At 46.7% G+C, this 19341-nt stretch carries 1 protein-coding gene (cut by a window edge); it reads left to right on the top strand.

Going from position 1 to position 19341, the window contains the following annotated elements:
* On the top strand, positions 1–19341 hold the 3' portion of the coding sequence (locus ACMXYX_RS08420) for a Calx-beta domain-containing protein (protein ID WP_415906818.1). It extends 16077 nt beyond the left edge of the window; only the last 19341 of its 35418 coding nucleotides appear in the window; its start codon lies beyond the left edge, outside the window; the stop codon is at positions 19339–19341.

Here is a 19341-nt window from a genome sequence, read left to right as displayed (position 1 = left end):
GTTGGTCGTAATCTAGCCGAAGCCCATACCTTGGCCGGAGGTTTTGGTGCTTTTGCGGGTGCCGGTAGTGGTGTAGTTGCAGAGGTTACAGAGTTTGCCGATGTCATAGCATCGGTTGGCTCAACAGCATCGTTAACAACCACTAGTACCTTAACCGTCAGAGCAACTGGAGATAACGATGCTATATCCAGTTCTGATCTAGCATCTGGCGGTGCAGTTTCAATTGCCGGTGGTGAATTAGTTGCCCGAGTAGGTGGTGCAGTCATCGCAGAGATGAATGGCGATGTGAATGATGCTAACACTGTTCTGGTTAAAGCCGACGGTAGCAATGTTGCTTTGGCAGATGCTTTAGCCATCTCCCTCGGTCTATTCAGTGGAGCTGGTGCAAGCGCCAAAGCAGAAATCACTTCCGACGCAGACGTACAAGCCAAAGTAGGCTCATCTGCTCAGTTCAATACACCGAACGCTAATATTGATGTGCTCGCAACAGGCTACAATCATGCAGTAGGTACTGCGGTTGGTGGCAGTGGTGGCGTAATTTCCATCTCTGTCATGCTTCCAGAAGCCATTGTTGGCGGCGGCGTGTTAGCTCAATTTGATGGTCAGACTACCGGTGGCTCGATATCTACCTTAGATATTAAAGCCCTTGGCCAAAATATCGCAGATGCATCAACTACGGTAGCCAGTGTATCGCTGGGTGGCGGTGCAGGTGCGCAAGCGATTGCTAGTATCACGGCAGATGCTGATGTAGAAACGAGCATGGGTTCAGCCGCATCTATCGCAGCAACAGGCACGGTTGTCGTTGATGCCCGCTTGCAAGGCGCAATGAACCGAGCAACTGCAACCGCTGCAGGTGGAGCTGCAGGTGCTCTAGGCGCAGCTTCAATCATGCTAGCAACTGCTGAGGTCGGCGGTGCTGTTATCGCTGATGTTGATGGCGATATCACGAATTCATCTTCAATTACGATCGAAGCTGTAGGACGCAATCTTGCAGAGGCACATACCTTGGCAGGTGGTTTTGGTGGCTTCGGCGGTGCAGGTAGTGGTGTAGTTGCAGAGGTTACAGAGTTTGCCGATGTGATTGCATCTGTCGGCTCAACAGCATCGTTAACAACCACTAACACCTTAACCGTCAGAGCAACTGGCGATAACGATGCAATATCAAGCTCTGATTTAGCTTCGGGTGGTGCTGTTTCTATTGCGGGCGGCGAATTGGCTGCTCGGGTTGGTGGTGCAGTCATCGCTGAGATGAATGGTGATGTTAACGACGCCAATACGGTGCTTGTACAAGCTACGGGTAATAATGTTGCACTCTCTGATGCTCTGGCCATATCCATTGGTCTCTTTAGCGGAGCTGGAGCTAGCGCTATAGCGGAAATCAGTTCTGACGCAGACGTACAAGCCAAAGTTGGTTCTTCCGCTCAGTTCAATACACCTAATGCCAATATTGATGTGCTAGCCACAGGATATAATCATGCAGTTGGTACGGCAGTTGGCGGCAGTGGTGGTGTGATTTCTATCTCTGTCATGCTTCCAGAAGCCCATGTTGGCGGCGGCGTGTTAGCTCAATTTGATGGTCAAACTACCGGTGGCTCGTTAGCTACCTTAGACGTTAAAGCTCTCGGTCAAAACATCGCAGATGCTTCAACTACGGTTGCCAGTGTATCACTTGGTGGTGGTGCGGGTGCTCAAGCGATTTCTAGTATCACGGCAGATGCAGACGTAGAAGCGAGAATGGGTTCAGCCGCTTCTATCGCAGCAACAGGCGCGGTTGTCGTTGATGCACGTTTGCAAGGCGCAATGAACCGAGCAACTGCAACCGCTGCAGGTGGAGCTGCTGGTGTATTGGCAGGTGTTTCAGTCATGCTGGCCACTGCGCATGTCGGTGGAGCAGTTATCGCTGATGTCGATGGTGATATTACTGGTTCTTCTTCAATCACAATCGAAGCGGTGGGTCGTAACCTTGCCGAAGCACATACATTAGCAGGCGGATTCGGTGCCTTTGGTGGTGCCGGTAGTGGTGTTGTAGCTGAGATTACGTCTGATGCTGATGTCATAGCATCTGTAGGCTCTACCGCATCACTTACAACAACTAATGCTTTAAATGTAAAAGCTACCGGAGATAACGATGCGATCTCCAGTTCAGATCTTGCTTCTGGTGGTTTGGTTTCTATAGCCGGTGGTGAATTAGCAGCCCGTATTGGCGGCGCGGTCATTGCCGAAATGGATGGTGATGTTTTCGATGCTAATACGCTAAATGTCCTCGCTACCGGTAATAACTATGCGGATGCAGATGCGCTCACCATCTCTTTAGGTTTGTTTAGCGGAGCAGGTGCGAGTTCAGTTGCAGAGATCACCTCTGATGCTGATGTTGAAGCAACTGTCGGTTCTACCGCTCAATTGACCGTACCAGCAGCCAATATCGACGTTATTGCCACTGGTTATAACAAAGCAGAAGGTGTCGCTAATAGCGCTACAGTCGGTGTGATTTCAATTTCTGTGATGTTGCCATCTGCAACCGTAGGCGGAGGCGTCTTAGCACAGTTTGATGGTGATATTGTCGGTAGTGCAGCATCTACTCTTGATGTTAAAGCATTAGGTGAAAATATTGCTCTTGCAACTGTTACGGTGGGCTCCTTGAGCCTCGCTGGAGGCAATGGTGCTCAAGCTACTGCGATAATCACTAGTGATGCAGATGTAGAAGCGAAAGTAGGTTCTACAGCAACTATATGGACTACTGGAGCAGTAAAAGTAGAAGCGCTTCTTCAAGGACAACAAAACAAGGCAATTGCTAACACCGTTTCTTTAGCCGGCGGATTGTTTACTGCATCTGTTATTGGCGCGACAGCAAAAGTAGGCGGTGCAGTCATAGCTGATATGGATGGTTCGGTAACTTCTAATTCGCTATTGGTTAAGGCTGATGGTGATAATACGGCAGATGTCGATGTGGTTACTGCAGGGCTTGGTGGATTTACTGTTACAACAGCTTCTGCTTATGCTGAAGTAACGAGTGCAGCCGATGTCAATGCGACAGGCGGTACTGGTAGTAATGTTCTGGATGTTAACGGCTCAATTACATTTGTAGCGACCTCTAACAATAATGCTTTCGCTAATTCTGATTCAGCGGGCGGTGGTTTAATTGCAGTTGGCTTGTCAGTGCCAACCGCAAAAGTAGGCGGTGGTACCAAAGCAGAGATGAACGCAGATGTTATTGATGCAAGTTCACTTTCTGTAACGGCTACCTCTGATAATGATGCGTTCGCAACTGCAGATGTATTGACCGTCGGACTTGGTGCAGGCAACAAAACCGATGCAATAGCAGAAATTACAAATGCAGCGGATACTGAAGCCATCATTGGTTCTGGTTCTTTAATAACAATTCCTGGCTCATCTGTTAACGTAAACGCGACCTCAACAAATAACGCCATAGCAAATGCGGGTGTTTTCAGTGGGGGTGTGGTTTCAGTTTCAAGCTCTAGTCCAACTGCCAATATTTATGGCGATACTTCTGCCAAACTTCTTGGCAGTGTAGGTACTACCGTTGCTGGATTAGATATTGACGGACTACCAACAACCTATGGTGTAGCAGGGGCATCCACAGTAACTGTTCAGTCATCATCATCTGATAACGCGAACGCGGTTGTATCATCCGCTAATTTCGGTGCGATCACCGCTGGTTCATCTGTAGCAACAACAAGAGTTAATCCAACAGTTATTGCTGAATTTGGCTCGGGCAATATTACTGCTTCAGGTAACGTTACATTAACAGCTCAGTCCAATGCCGTATCTTTAGCAGAAGCTGATTCAGCCAGTGGGGCGGGCATCACAATAGATGGACTAGATACATATGCTATTGCTAACCCAACTATTCAGGTAATTACTGGTAACGGTTATGTTGAATCAGGTAATAACCTCACGCTAAGAGCAACGCATAGTGGTAACAATATTAAAGCTGACTCTACAGGTACTGGCATTGGGCTCGTTTCTGTGGGTAACACTGATGCTACTGCCCAATCTAATCCAACAGTTCAAGCATTAATCGAGTCCAGTATTCTCCGTGGACATGATGTTGTAATAGAGGCCAGTGGAAATACTAATGCAAATGCTACAGCTACAAATAACGCTGCAGGAGGCATTGTCATTGGTAACACCGATGCAACCGTTACATCTGATAGTCATGTCCTTACTGATATAGGTTCTGGTTCTATCATCGCGCAGCGTGATGTTCAAATACTCGCAACCAGCATGCAAACATTAACAGCACTTGCTGAAACCGATGGTTCATTTGGTTTGGTAACTGATTCAGATGCTGATGCTGACATTGTCGTTAATCACGATGTAATCCTAACTTCTGACGCGACCATCAAGGCAAACCGAACTGTACTAGTTGAATCTCGTACTGGTTTAAATGCAGATGTTACCGCAAACGCGGATGCTACGGCTGTAGCAGGCTTTGCTGATGCAGATGGATCAATCACCATAGGCTCTGCAATTGATCCAGTACTCAATCAAGTAATATTGACGGGTAATTCAGACATTGAAGCAAATAATGTCGCCGTGGCTGCACGCGCTGGCAGTCAAACCCAAATCGATAACATTACAGGGGATGTAGTTATCGATAACGGCGGATTAGTCAAAGAATGGTCCGCAAACGTTTATACAGAGTCAGATACCAAAGCTTATCCTGTTGCCGATTCAACCGCCGATGCGCATATCCAATCTTGGGATCTTGTCGAAACAATCCTACATAACGGCTCTTCAATTATCAGCAATAGCAATATCGTTGTTGAAGCACGTCATGACAATACCCAAATGCATGCCGATGCTACCGCTAGATACAATGACTATAACAATGGATTGGCTAACTTTATCAGTGCTATAGCCTCTGTCTTCAACCCGATTCCTGTTGATGTTCACGCTAACTCAAGTTCTACCTACAATAGCTTAACCCGCGTTAGTGGTCGTGATGGTTCATTCTTAAAAGCTAAAGATATTAATGTTAACTCAGAAAATATTGCTACGATAACAGCTGATGCGACAACTGATACCGGTTTACTACCTGACCTTGAGGTTTGTATCGGTGTCGATGATTTAGAAGTTTGCTTCAATGTATTAAGCGTAGATATTGAAGCAAATGATACGGTTAATAGTACGCCTGATCGCCATATATTCTGGGAGTCTCATGTAGTATTGCTCGGAGAACCTAATCCAGAGCTGGTTATCGATGAAAACGGTGTCATTGTTAGCTTGACCAATATTGAGTTCTTGGGTAGCAATACCGGCAAGGTCGTTGGCAACACACTTAGCGCTGCAAATAACCAAGTTATCCTCGACGACATTATCTACAACGAAGCCGGTAAATTAACCTTCTTTGCCAACCACGTGAACGGAACTGATGGCATTATCTGGGGTAATAGTGGATTAGTAGAAAGTCAGCGTACTTGGGACAGTGTCAGAATCATCAATGATTCTGAATATGACCTCGTTATAAACCATATAGATACCCATGATGGATCGGCTGCCGTAGATATTAAAGTGGACGATATCCGCTTTAATCCAGCTTCTGTAAACAACGTATCCTTAGACCCAGTAACACCAGGCGATACCTTCGAATTCGATCTAGATATCACTTACCCTAGAACCTTAGTTGAAATCAGAAACCGCATAGCTGGAAATAATAATGATAGCGATATCATGCTCTTAGGAGGCATTGATAATGTTATCGGTGATACTGTAATTGAGAACCAACGCGGGGATATCAGGGTTGATGAACGTGATTTGGTAGTTCAACAAGGCGTACTTCCAACGGCTATTTTCGATGAAGGCTTAATCAGAACCAATACGCTTGATGTCGATGCTAGTGGCGATATAGGTAATCAGAATGCCAGTGATGGCCGCACGCCATTAATGGTGGAATTGGTCAGAATTATCCATGCCACCAGTAACGATGTAACTCCAGCACTTGAAGAGATTCATCTCGAAGCAGATGCCGGTAGTGACACCGTATTGGATATTACCTTGCATGATCGTTCTCAAGACCCAGCCGAAACCGACAGTCTCGATATAACCATCCACCGGATTACCGCAGGCGATGACGTCGATGTGATTATCAATGACTCCAGAGCCGGTGATGATTGGGCGCCTATCGATGGTGTAAATGTCAGCACTTACGATCCTCCAGGTCTGTTCGATCCTGACGGCCGTAGTGGTATTTACTGGGATCACTTCAGTCCAGATGTTGAGGGAGAATCCCTATATAACTGGGTTCGCCAGACCTATGGCACAGGCCACTCTGAAGTGGATTCAGTCTATACCTTCACGGAAGTACGCGCTGGTGATGATATAGATATTGGCCATGTTGATAGTAATGACGGCTATACCGGAGCAGAAAACCGAACTTATCGAACCACTTCGATCACCGGCGCACCATACGGCTCCAATGTCACTGTTGATGTCACTCCTGATACAACAATCGACTTCATAATCAATACTGATGTTGATTGGAGTGGTGGTACACCGCCAGATGGTACACCTCAGATATTCTTAACCACTAATGGTGAAATCATTGCGGATGAGCTGATCGGTGATATGTTGGTTGGCCACATCCATTCGACCGAAGATGATGTCACGCTAAATTCCGGTGCAAGAATCATCGATGCCGATACCGATTCAGGTGCGGCTACAACAGTCGATGTTTCTGGCGTAAATATTACACTCAACTCCGGTGTAATCACTGATGAAACCCCAGCACCACTATTTGGTGGAATAGGCACAGAAGATGATTTCTTAGAGATCAATGTTGATCGCAATAACGGTAACGGCGTGCTTAATGCCTTCGATATAAATGCGCCGTTCAATGGCGGCATCTATATCGATGAACTAACGGGTCCACTAGAGTTAGATACAGTTCACAGTGACGAAAATGTATCACTCAGAACAACTGATGGCTCAATCAGAGATGCAAGAAACGGCGGAGCAGGTGATACGGCAGCCAATATCCTAGGTCAAACAATTGATCTGGACGCTAATGGCACCGATTCTGATATCGGTAGTAGCTCCAATGATGTGGAAATCAATTCCCGAATTGACTCAGCTGCAAACGTAGACGATGTTGGTCTAGAAGCAACCGATAATATCTACCTCACTGAAACAGACGGCGATTTGAGTCTTGTTCTAGCCCATACCTATACAGGTGATATTCGTCTAACGGTGAGAGAATCTGCCGATTTAGATGAGCATCTGATCCTACTAGAATCAGGTACTGCACGTTTTGCTGAAAGTGTCAGCCGTTTACCGGGTTTAGATCCAGATGCACCACGTAGCATTCTAAATGGCCAGATCTTTGCAGAAGGAGGCTCAGTACTTCTATTAGTCGGTGACAATGTCGATCTTCATCAAAATAGTGAGATTCTAGCCAAAGAAACTATCGACATCTTCGGTGATCATAACAATGCTGATGCCACTTATGGTACCAACATGACCCTAAGGGGCCGAATCATTGCCGGAGCGGATGTTACTTCCGGTGATCCTGTTGGTACAGCAATTCCAACCTTTACTGCACCCGTTTATCTCACCAATATCTGGGGCAACGTTGACTCGGATTACATTCAATTCGGAGATCTCTCAGGTGCTAGCGGTGATACTGAGCAGGGCGATAATGGCTATATTTTCCTTGGTTCTAAGACTCGTGTTCACGGTAGTGCGGATCTAGATTCACTATTCGCAGATGGCGAAGACCGGATGGTGGTCTACTTCTTACAAGACACTTCAACCACCACTGGACCAAATACTGTATCTGATGCAGAGCACACGTTAACGCTCGACGGTCAGGCAGGTACTGATTACTACGAAGTTCACTCTCTGGGCAGTAACGGTGAAGATGAACGTAATTACGTCATCAATGTATTGGATACAGGCGCTGAGAATGATGGCGTAGACGAGCTAAGTATCTTTGGCTTCGATAGCCCTAATAGCGGTTCTGACACAAATGGAGATGCTTACGCGACTGACGATATCTTCTTGATGCGTGCAGCAGCCTTCCTTCCAAACGAAACAACAGATCGTCCGGGATATGTTGCCATCTTGCACGGAAATCTAGCCGAATACGGCGATGTTATTCAAAACAACGAAGATAGTGATGAAGTTCAACGTATCAACTATGACACCGGTTTGAATGGTCGCTTACTGGTTGAAGGCAGAGGCGGTAATGATGCCTTCTTCGTTGATGATACTACAGTGATTACCTCTATCGACGGCGGTGCTGGCGATGATCAATTCCAAATCGGCCAGATCTTCGGTGCGCAACGTGATACTGCTGACGGTAACTTGCTCGAGCAAGATGTATTCCCAGATTTAGTCGCAACTACAAGAGGCTGGTTATCTGCTGGCGCAACAGCACCACTGGTAGCACAAGGTGGTAGCGGCAACGATGAGTTCCGCGTCTACTCTAACCAAGCTGAACTCCGTTTAGAGGGCGATGATGATAATGATCTATTTATCGTTCGTGCCTTTGCATTAGCTGCTACAGTCGACTTTGACTTCGATAATAGCGGTGTCATAGATAAAGCTGACCTTGAAGCCGGTGCTCAGATTCTTCAAGATCTTCAAGATGGCGTGATCACCTTTGCTCAATTGGACAATGGCGTCGCACTTGAAGCTGCTTTACCAACGGATGGCGGCGGCAATCCAGTCTTTGATGTTAACGGGGATGGTGGCATTAACTTCCTTGATCTTCTACTGACTGAAGATCCAACCGATGATGTTATCGTTCTGGATGAAGAGGGCGTTGCCACACCTCAGATCGGATTAGGCTTCTCTGTGGCTCAAGCGCCTGATATCAGAGCAGGTGGCGGTCAGGATGAGGTGCGATACAACATTAACGCACCAGTTTCTGTAGAAGGCGGTGCAGGCTTCGATAAACTGGTCATCCTCGGTACTGAATTCCCAGATGACATAGCCATCACCAAAGATGGTATCTACGGTGCAGGCCTAAATGTTCGTTACTCCACTATTGAGGTAGTTGAAGTTGACGGTCTTGAAGGCGATGACGAGTTCTTCGTTCAATCCACTGCATTTGGTGTCGCTTACCGGGTAATCGGTGGCTTAGGCTCTGACACCATCAATGTTGGCGGCGATGTTGTCGAAGATATTGTAACCCGCGAACTTGAAGGTGTTTCCGGTGCGGTTGATCATCTAGTATCTTCCGACGATCCTCTCTACAACGGTCTTGTGGTTGATGGCTTCGACTACAACGTATCTACCGCACTTGAAGGTCTAGTCGTCATTAATGAAGAGGCTGCAGGTGATACAAGCTCCGGTCAAAGCATCGTTCGAGAAGAACTTCTAGAAGCGGATCAATTCAGTGACTTCTACACCGTAAGACTCTCAGAAGAGCTAGCAGCCGGTGAGGTCGTTTATGTAACAGTATCCGCAGCTCGCTCTACTCAAGAAGAGAGAACAATCGATCCTTCAACTGGACAGCCTTACGATCTTAACCCAGATCCATTAGTAGATGCCCTTGGCGATAGCATCTGGCTATCTACTACCGATCCAGGCGCACTAGTCACTGACGCTGATTTCCAACGCTCTGTGATGATCAATGGTGTACTTACTCAGGTTGATAACAGAGCGGTCGTACTAACCTTCGATCACACAAACTGGAACCTTGAACAGTCCGTTTATATGTTTGCACCAGATGACCAACGCTCTGAAGGTGATCGCGTTGTTGTCATCCAGCACTCTGTGATCTCTAACGTTGATATCTACGATGCGGCCGATGTCCGCAATGTCGAAGTGACTGTGCTTGATAACGATACTCCGGGAGTACTGATTACAGAGATCGATGAAAACGGCTTGGTAGACGGTCAAACAATCGTGGTTGAAGGCGATGCAACGACTCAACTTAACGATCAAATTCGACTACAACTAGCGATGCAACCAGCACCTGGCAGTGAAGTGGTGGTTGATATTGTACTGAATGATTTCGCCGATAAAGCAATCAAATTCACCAATCCTGATGCTGATAGCCGCCTCGAGCTATTTACCGACCCTGTCTATGACGCAGTCAATGACCGCGTAATTATTGGTCAAGCAACCTTCACATTTGTTGATGGTGTAGTAGACCCTGATTGGAATGATGCTATTAATATTGGCATTGAGGCACGCGATGATTACGTCAGAGAAGATCTCCAGCTTGCTGTCGTAGAGTTTGAACGTAACGATGACACAACCGATGCTGATTACATCTTCCCGAACTTACGTTCTGGACTGCAGCTTCTTGATGTTGAAGTTTACGATAACGAAACCTCAGGGGCTGTAGTGATCGAAAGCGGCGGTTCAACTCAATTAATCCGCGATATTCCAGCAGGTAGCGGTGAAACCGATACTTATGAACTCCGCCTAACCCGTGCACCTACAGGCGAAGTCCAAGTTGCTGTACTCACTGATGGTTTAGCCGATGTAATCGAAATCGACGGAGTAGCTATTACACCGGAAGATTACGCAGCCATTGGTGGATTGCAGGCTAATCAGATCTTTAATGGTCATATCATCTTTGGTAATGATGGTACCAATCTCACACTGACAAGAGGCACAGGCTCAGACTTTGGTAACTTTGCTGATGAAGGCTTCTACGGTGCCAGCTTCGATGCTGAGGAGCTGTTTAACGATATTGTTACCTTTAGCGATGATGGAACAAACCTAACCTTATCAAGAGCTGCAGGCGACTTTGCTGCCGATGGTTTTGCCGCAGGACAAACCATTGCTATTGATGCCACAGGTGCAGGGGGCTTCTCAAACAACAACGGTAATTATGAAATTCTCTCTGTTAGTGCAACAACCATTACTCTTACAGCGATGGGCGCATGGACAGAAGATGGTACTTCCGTCGACGCCACTGCTATTAGTCACTTAATCCCTGTAGCCGGCCAGTCCATCAGAATTGGTGGCAGCGCTAACGATGGCGATTATGAAGTACTCTCAGTCTCTGAAGATGGTCAAACGCTTACATTAACTACAACAGGAACCTGGGGTACTCCAGGTGAATCAGCCGACCCAATTGTGCTTTCTGATCTCGCTGAAGCCTTTATCTACTCTGGCGAGGTAAGCTTTGGCGAAGAGACCAATCTTGACTTCTTCCCAGGCCAGTTCTTAGATAGAGGCTTGGAAGGCGAGCAAGCAGGCTGGTTATCCGAAGGCTTCTTAGAAGGCATGTGGGTGCGTATCAGTGACACCAATGGTGTCGAGGCTGATGTAGAAGCCAAAGTTCAGCTGATTCGTGGCGACAACGACGGTCAGGATAGCAAGCTGCAACTGATCCACGTGACCATAGATGACGTTGAATCAGACCTAGACGCAACTTGGTTAGGCGATGGTGTAACTGATAATGTGACCGTTGTAAGAATTGCACCGTTAGCAACATTCACTGATGCAGATTACTACAATATGCAAACTGTAGAGCTGCAAACGGATGATGATTACACCGTACCACCAACACGCGAAGGCGTGAAAATCTTCCCAGTTTCAAACCATCTTCTATCTAAACTCAGAGGCCCATTGGCGGTTGAAGGTGGACCAACAGGTGCTGATCGCTCGCTCACAAACGGTATCAAACTACCGGGTGAAACAGACGACTTCTTGATTGCGATTGGTGCTCAGCCTCCAGAAAGTCAGCAGATCGATGTATTGAACATCTTTAATGATTCCAGCCAAGCCGATACAATCGGAATTCTGACAGAAACCACTCTACAAGGTTTCGGTATGGCAGAGGATCTTGATTTCGGTCCAGTCAGTGGCCCAACCTTCGGTGAAGGTTCAGGCGGTGGAAATATCGTTGTTCCAGGTGGTATTAGCTTCGGTAAGATCAATCTCGGATCCGAAGGCTTCGGTACCAACGATTCCGAAAGCAGCATCGAAGTATTCAATCTAATGCTCGGCGAAGGTAATGACCGTTTAGAAGTTACCGGTACGCTTAACCCAACAGCCTTTGTTTCTGCTGAAAACGCCTTTACCTCAGAGCCTGATCTAATCAACGGCGGCGGCACGATTACCCTTGCGGGTTATGACTGGAAAGCACAAGGTTTCTTACCTGGGCAAGAAGTCACTATTGATGGTTATGTCGGTAGCTGGACCGTAGTTGAAGTGCTAGATGCGTCTCAAACAGTTACAGCACCTGGTGGCGTTGGCACGGTTGAAATTACAGATCCAAATGATAATTCGATCCTTGTCCTTTCAGGTGCCACACCAGTACCGCTATTCGATGGCACAAGTGACATTCGTCTAACTGCAGTTGATGCTTTGGTGATCGAATCGCTCGTGCTTGATGTTGCAGGCAATAATGAAGGTGGCGTTCTTACCCGACAGGACGGCCAAAACTGGGAAGATAATGGTTTCTTAGAAGGTCACCTGATCTCACTAGGAGGCTTTGATTCGGCAGTTCAATACCGAGTATTGGATATAGATGGTTCCAACATGACACTTCTCGGTGAAGAGCTTGCAACAGAGCAAAGCCGTGAAGAGCTGATTTGGGTGCAAGGCCCGCACGGAAGCCTCACAACCCTTCATGGTGGCGGTAACCTATTCGTCGAAACTATAGGTGACTACGACGCAACAACCGTTGATGGCGATAACATCTTAACTCGCCTCGATGGCCGTAGCTGGCAGGATGATGGCTATACAATAGGTCAGTTAATTCAGGTAGGAAGTGAAGGTGAAACCCGCGAAGTCTTAGGTTTTGCTGACGCAGATGAAAGCCTCAACCCAGGCGAGCAATTCGCAACTTGGGGTACGGGCTCAGCAATGATCCTATCGGGAGCATCATTTGCTGGCGGTACCATTAGTGATATCAATCTACATCTATCGGTCGCTGAAACAACTGTAACCGGAGTCGAACAGGTCGAATTAATCGTAGATCGCCTAGTACGCTCAGATGGTGGCAGTTGGATTGATGATGGATTTGAAGCAGGTCAGGTTATTTACTTAGAGGGCATAGCAGGGGGCTTCACCGTAGCAAGTGTCACTACTCATCAAATGTACCTCCAGGGCGCTGCGATTCATGAATGCGCGCTTGAATCCACTACCGTCACAATCACTCGAACAGACATAACAACCGATGTTGGTTCAGAGATCGGCGGCGATCACTTTATTGTTTCCGGTGGAGCAGGTCCAGATAGTCCTCTCGTAATCTACGGTGATACCAGCCAAGACGGTGTTTGGTATTCCGGACACTCGTTCGATCGACTAGGCCAAGAGTTTGGTGATAAACCATTTGATATGTTCCCACACTTACCAGATGGTCAGAACGAGGATAACGAATGGGTATTCCCACTCGCTAACCCTTACAACTTTGCAGGTCACGATATCATCGATGCTTCGCAGCTATTTGCCGGTGTTTCTGATCAGGATATGCCAACCGTTGGCTTTACTGCCTACGGTGGTGCAGGTAACGATCTAATAATCGGTAGCCAAGCAGGTGATCATCTAGCAGGCGGTTCGGGCAACGATACTATCTTGGGCCAGCGCGGTGTCGATCATATTTACGGCGACAGTGGTATTAACGTCAACATCTTTACCAGAGCCCTAGATATAACAACGAGCGATAACAATCCTGCACCTTCTATCAATCCAAACCTTGGTTCTAGTGATCAAACCTTTGCCCCTGTAAAAATCCCATATCCTGTCAGTGACAACTTGATCGCAGGTCAGGACACATTGCAAGGTGATGGCCGTGTCGATGGCATAGATGCAGGAATTATTGATAGCCAGAATATTATATTTGGTGACCATGGTGAGGTTGTACAGTTTGTCCATGACCCAAATGAACCTGATCTGGACGCACTGGTACCAATACCAGCAGGTGTTTTACCGCTATTGCAGAAAATTCAGACCACTGAACTAAATACAGTGCTAGAAATTAACGCACTGTCACCGCAAAACGGCGCAGATGACATTATCTACGGTACATCCATTGCCGATGTACTAATTGGTGGCTCTGGTCACGACATGATTGATGGTCGCGAGGGCGATGATCTGATCTTTGGTGATATGGTAAGCCTCACCCGTATGGCCGGTGATGATGGCGTAGTGATCGACGGAGATCTACTGGACGATATTCTTAATGCACGCTTCCAGACTCTTGCGGGCACTTTGATTTACGCTCGTACTGACCGTGACCTTCCTGATGGAGTCGATCCTCTCTATGCTTACGGCGATGGTGCGGGTCAAACACCATTGAGTGGTGAATCCTCTGGCCGCTTATTAACGGATGGCTTACTTCGAGATTACCGTGATCCTAATGGTCCACAATGGTGGGCTGAATATGAGATCGATTACGCTGAATATCATAACTTTGCCATCGATTCAGGATTAGAAGGCGTCGGTAGCTTCGGTAATGATTATATTGCCGGTGGTGCAGGGCATGACACCATCTTCGGTCAACTCGGCCACGATATTATCCAAGGTGATGGTTCTATCGATAGTGCTGTTGCTGCAGATGCCCATATTGGCGCTGCAAGAGAAAGAATGGGAGCGGAAGACCCAGTAGGCCCACTCACCGTTATCGCTAGCACAGAGCTTGCTAGTGACGGAGAAGATTATATCGAAGGTGGTGGCGGTAAAGACGTTATCTTCGGTGGCTTAGGTCAAGATGACCTTGTTGGTGGTTCTTCAACTCACTTCAGCCTAGTTACTCCAGATCACCGTCCAGATAAAGGCGATATGATCTTCGGCGGAGCCGGCACACAAATCGATAGAAACAACGGCTTTAATATCGATGAGAATGGAGACTTTACTGAACTGACTGATGGTACCACTAATGAAAGTCGCCATAGCCGTGATTCAGATACTATTGTGGGTGATAACGGCGACATCATCAGGCTCGTAGGTGTCGATGGAATTGATGTAAACACCCAAGGAAAAGATTATCTAGAATACGCTTACGATCAGAACTTTGAAGGCAGCGAAGACCGTGGTGATGAACGCATTATTGTTCGCGGTGTGCGCCTACTTGATTACACACCTGGCGGTGCTGACTTCAAACCTGAACTATTCGAGTTAGAAGACCTAGGCGATCCTGCATACCGTGAAATGTTTGGCGATTCAGTTCATGCCAGTATCTACGCAAAAGTGGATATTGGTGGAAATGATGAGATCCATGGTGGCACTGGCGATGACTTTATCTACCTCGGTGGCGGTAACGATATCGCCTTCGGTGATGCCGATGACGACGACATCATTGGTGGCTGGGGATTTGATTGGATCTCCGGTGGCACAGGTATCGATGGTATTCTCGGTGATGATGGTCGCATCTTTACCAGCCGTAATACCGCTACAGAAGGCAGAGAAGAAACCCTTTACGGTGTAGAACTGCTGCTAGACCGAGATCCTGATACGCGTACTAGTCAGGGCGACGTACTTAATGAATTCATCTACACACCAGGACAAGTACAGACAGAAACTATCAACATTGAGTTCGAATTGAAAAAATCAGTCGATCTAACCCCTTTTGATCTAGCTCCAGGTATTGATGATCCATTCTTCAATCCAATCTTTGCGGATGACATCATCTTCGGTGGTCTAGGAAAAGACTTTATCCATGGTGGTGCAGGTGATGATGCGATGAGTGGTGCTGAGGCGCTACCTGAGTCCTACGCGCCTGTGATCGATGATAACCTTGAAATCGATTATCTAATCCGAACTGATTTCAGTCGACCTTATAATCCTAATGACATCTTGTTGTTCGGTGATGACACAGACCCATGGAATGCACCTAAACCTGTACAAAGCAGATTGGGTGAATTCTATCTATACGATGAATACGATCCACGTCGTCTAATCTTGTTCAATCATGATGACAGCGTTTGGAAAGATGATGCTGTAAGCCCTGATGGTTTAAGACATTACTTCCTAAATGCAATGGATAACGAAGGTGCAACAGAAGCCGGTTACATTGAGTTCGCTCCAAATGGCACACCAATCGGTGATCTAGTAGATCATGAAAGCGACGGTGATGATGTTCTATTTGGTGATCTAGGTAATGACTGGATTGTCGGCGGTACAGGTCGTGACCATATCTACGGTGGTTGGGGTAATGACCTTATGAACGCCGATGATGTAACCGGCGGTTCAGGTACAAGCTATGATCAAACCAATGGTCTGAATGATGCACCTGATACCCATATCGTTTATGAAGATCGAGTCTTTGGTGGTGCAGGTCTCGATATTCTTATCGGTAATACCGGTGGTGATCGCTTAATCGATTGGGTAGGCGAATATAACTCCTATATTGTACCGTTCGCGCCATTTGGTATCGCTACGGTAAGTCGTCAAGTTCCGCCGCACTTGTATGACTTCCTGTGGGCGCAAGCAGCAAGTGATGGAGCGGATATCACCCGTACAGCCGATGTCGGCACTCAAAACTCCACCAGCAGATATAGTAACGTGGCGCACCTACAGGCTGAACCTTACGGAGAAATGGGTCTAATCACTCAGAAAGATCACGGCCTATGGCAAGATCAGACCGGCGGTCCAACTGATCCGCAACCAGGCAACATTCCAGGCGGCCGTCGTGATGTACTCCGAAGTGCCGACTTTAATGACGGTTTAAATAGCCAGTCACAAGGCTTCTTCACTGATAGTGGTAGTTTTGAGGTGCAATCAGGTAGTTTGAGTGTTTCTGCCGAATCACTCGGTGGTGATGCAGTCAGTGTCTTCTATATCGATGATGCACTACCAAGTTACTTTGAAATAGCAGCCACTGTAAGTACCGAGAAGCCAACAGGGGGCTGGAAAGCGAATGCTTATCTAATCTTTGATTATCAAGGCCCAGAAGACTTCAAATTTGCTGGTATCAACGTCTCTAACGACAAATTCGAAATGGGGCACCGTACCGCGGATGGCTGGATTGTAGATGTTCAATCTCCGGTACAAGTAAAACCTGATCGTAACTACAACTTACTCCTCGCAATCAACGGCACAACCGCAACCTTGGTTGTTAATGGCAGCGAGTACTTTACTCATACCTTTGATCCAAGAGTTGATCCTGATGGTTTTGTATACGGATTAAACAATGGTTTGGTTGGTGTAGGTTCTGATAATGCGAAGGGCACATTCGATAATGTGGCGGTTCAGGTGTTACCACCAGAGATTACATTCGAAGTCACTGAAGAATTTAATGCTGGTACCAATAACTTAACATTCGAACCAGTCGATCCAGCCAACTGGACCGTCGTTAACGGCACCTATACAGGAACTGCAGATACTAATGAGCATGTCATCAGCTTGGTTGATCTCGGACTCAGCAACGGTTTTGATGTTTCTTCTGTTCTAGAACTAGCAGCAACACTAAATACCGAAACTAATGGTGGTATCATCTTCGATTACTACGGCGAGAATGATTTCAAATTTGTCGCTCTGGATGTAGATGGTAATGCTCTGGTTGTAGGTCACCACACAGAAGCGAATGGTTGGGTCGTTGATGATAGCTATGAAGTTTCTGGCGATCTTCAAGCTGGCGATGATTATGATATCGATCTCTCATTCAAAGGCCTGACAGTCACCGCAACGCTTAGCGAAGCTGGATCTGAATACGATATTGCCAGGGTAGACTTTGCATTCAACGCCCAAGTATTGGATGGTCGCTTTGGTCTGTACAGTAAAAATGGCGAAACTACATTCGATGATGTGGTTGTACGCACCGATGACCCTGAGCTTGAACAGCCAGTTCAACCAGAACTCACTATCAGTGACGTCGAGCTAATAGAAGGGAACAGTGGCGCAACTGCTGCGATCCTAAAGGTCAGCCTTTCTGAAGCGCTAACCGAAACTGTTACCGTCAATTACAGTACCGTAGATGGAACCGCGACATTAGGCGATGGAGACTATCAAGCGACCTCTGGAACGCTAACCTTCTTGGCCGGTGAAACCAGTGCTGATATTACGGTTCAAGTTTATGGTGATACTAACGAAGAGAGTGATGAATACTTCACTGTAGAGCTATCCGACGCTTCTGGCGTTGTAATTGGTGATAGTTCAGGGGTGATTACCATTACAAACGACGATCAACCAGCAACCAGCACGCCTGAATTAACAGTCAGTGACGTATCAGTAATTGAAGGCAGTAAAAAACATCAGAATGTAAGTCTAACAGTTAACCTTACTTCAGCGCCTACTGAATCTGTTAGTGTCAACTGGAGCACTGCAGACGGTACCGCAACACTTGCTGACAATGACTATCAAGCAGCTTCTGGCACACTAACATTCGCTGCAGGGCAAACCAGTGCCACCATCAGCTTACGAATTAACAGTGATAAAACTAGGGAAAGTGATGAGACGTTCACTGTTAACTTCAGTAATCCAAACGGAATAGAACTCCCTGATAATCAGGCTGTGATCACCATTTTGGATGATGACAATAGAATGGAAGCTAAGCACAGTGCGCCAAAATCCATTGACGACGCAGACATTGTTACCGAAGAGCAGTTAACGCCAATCGTAGATGAAGCGATTAGTCGTTGGATAGACACTGGAAGTCTCACTAATGCACAGCTTGAAACACTACAAACTATTGATGTCCGTATCGAAGACCTAGAAGGCAATACACTCGGTGAAGCTCAAGGGGCTAATACCATTGTGATCGACATCAATGCGGCAGGCTTTGGCTGGTTCATCGATAGTACTCCCGATGATGATAGTGAATTCATCATTAAAACATCTGATAGCTCATTACGCGCCATTGGTAATGAAGAAGCAGCCCAATCAATGGATCTACTCAGTGTTGTCTCTCACGAAATCGGCCATCTACTTGGCTTCGATCATGATACAACTGAACATTCAGAATTGATGGCCGAGCATTTGAGTACCGGTATTCGTCTACTCCCTGATAATCATGATGAATCCGAAGACTTCCGTACAACCATTCTGGCTGCAGATGAACTGCATGGAACTGAGGTTGCACACCTTGCCTTAAGTGGCCATCAATTACTTAATAACATGATGGCCGCTGAGAATGTTCCAGGTATCGAGCAGATCAAATCAGAAGGCACTGTCGCCGCTAGGGATATTGCTTTCACTAAAGGTAATGCTCCAAGCGCGGGTGATCTAATTGGGCAATCATTCACCCAGACCGATAATCACGATGATGAACTAGAACTGCCATATATTGATTTCAGTGACTCTAATAATGAAGGCGCAGATCATGTTTCTGAAGCGGATAATGCAGATTCAGGTTTTATATCAGAATGGTTATTCGATGATAGAGAATTACCAGAAGAGGTAGAGCGCAACCAGGGTAAACCTATGATTGGTTGGGGAAACACACCTATCGCACCTAAATCCAGTAAGAAATAG

This window comes from Neptuniibacter sp. QD72_48, from assembly GCF_047778065.1.
Classification (GTDB): Bacteria; Pseudomonadota; Gammaproteobacteria; order Pseudomonadales; family Balneatricaceae; genus Neptuniibacter.
The sequence above is the reverse complement of the archived record's forward strand: the minus strand, read 5'-3'. Positions and strand labels throughout refer to the sequence as shown.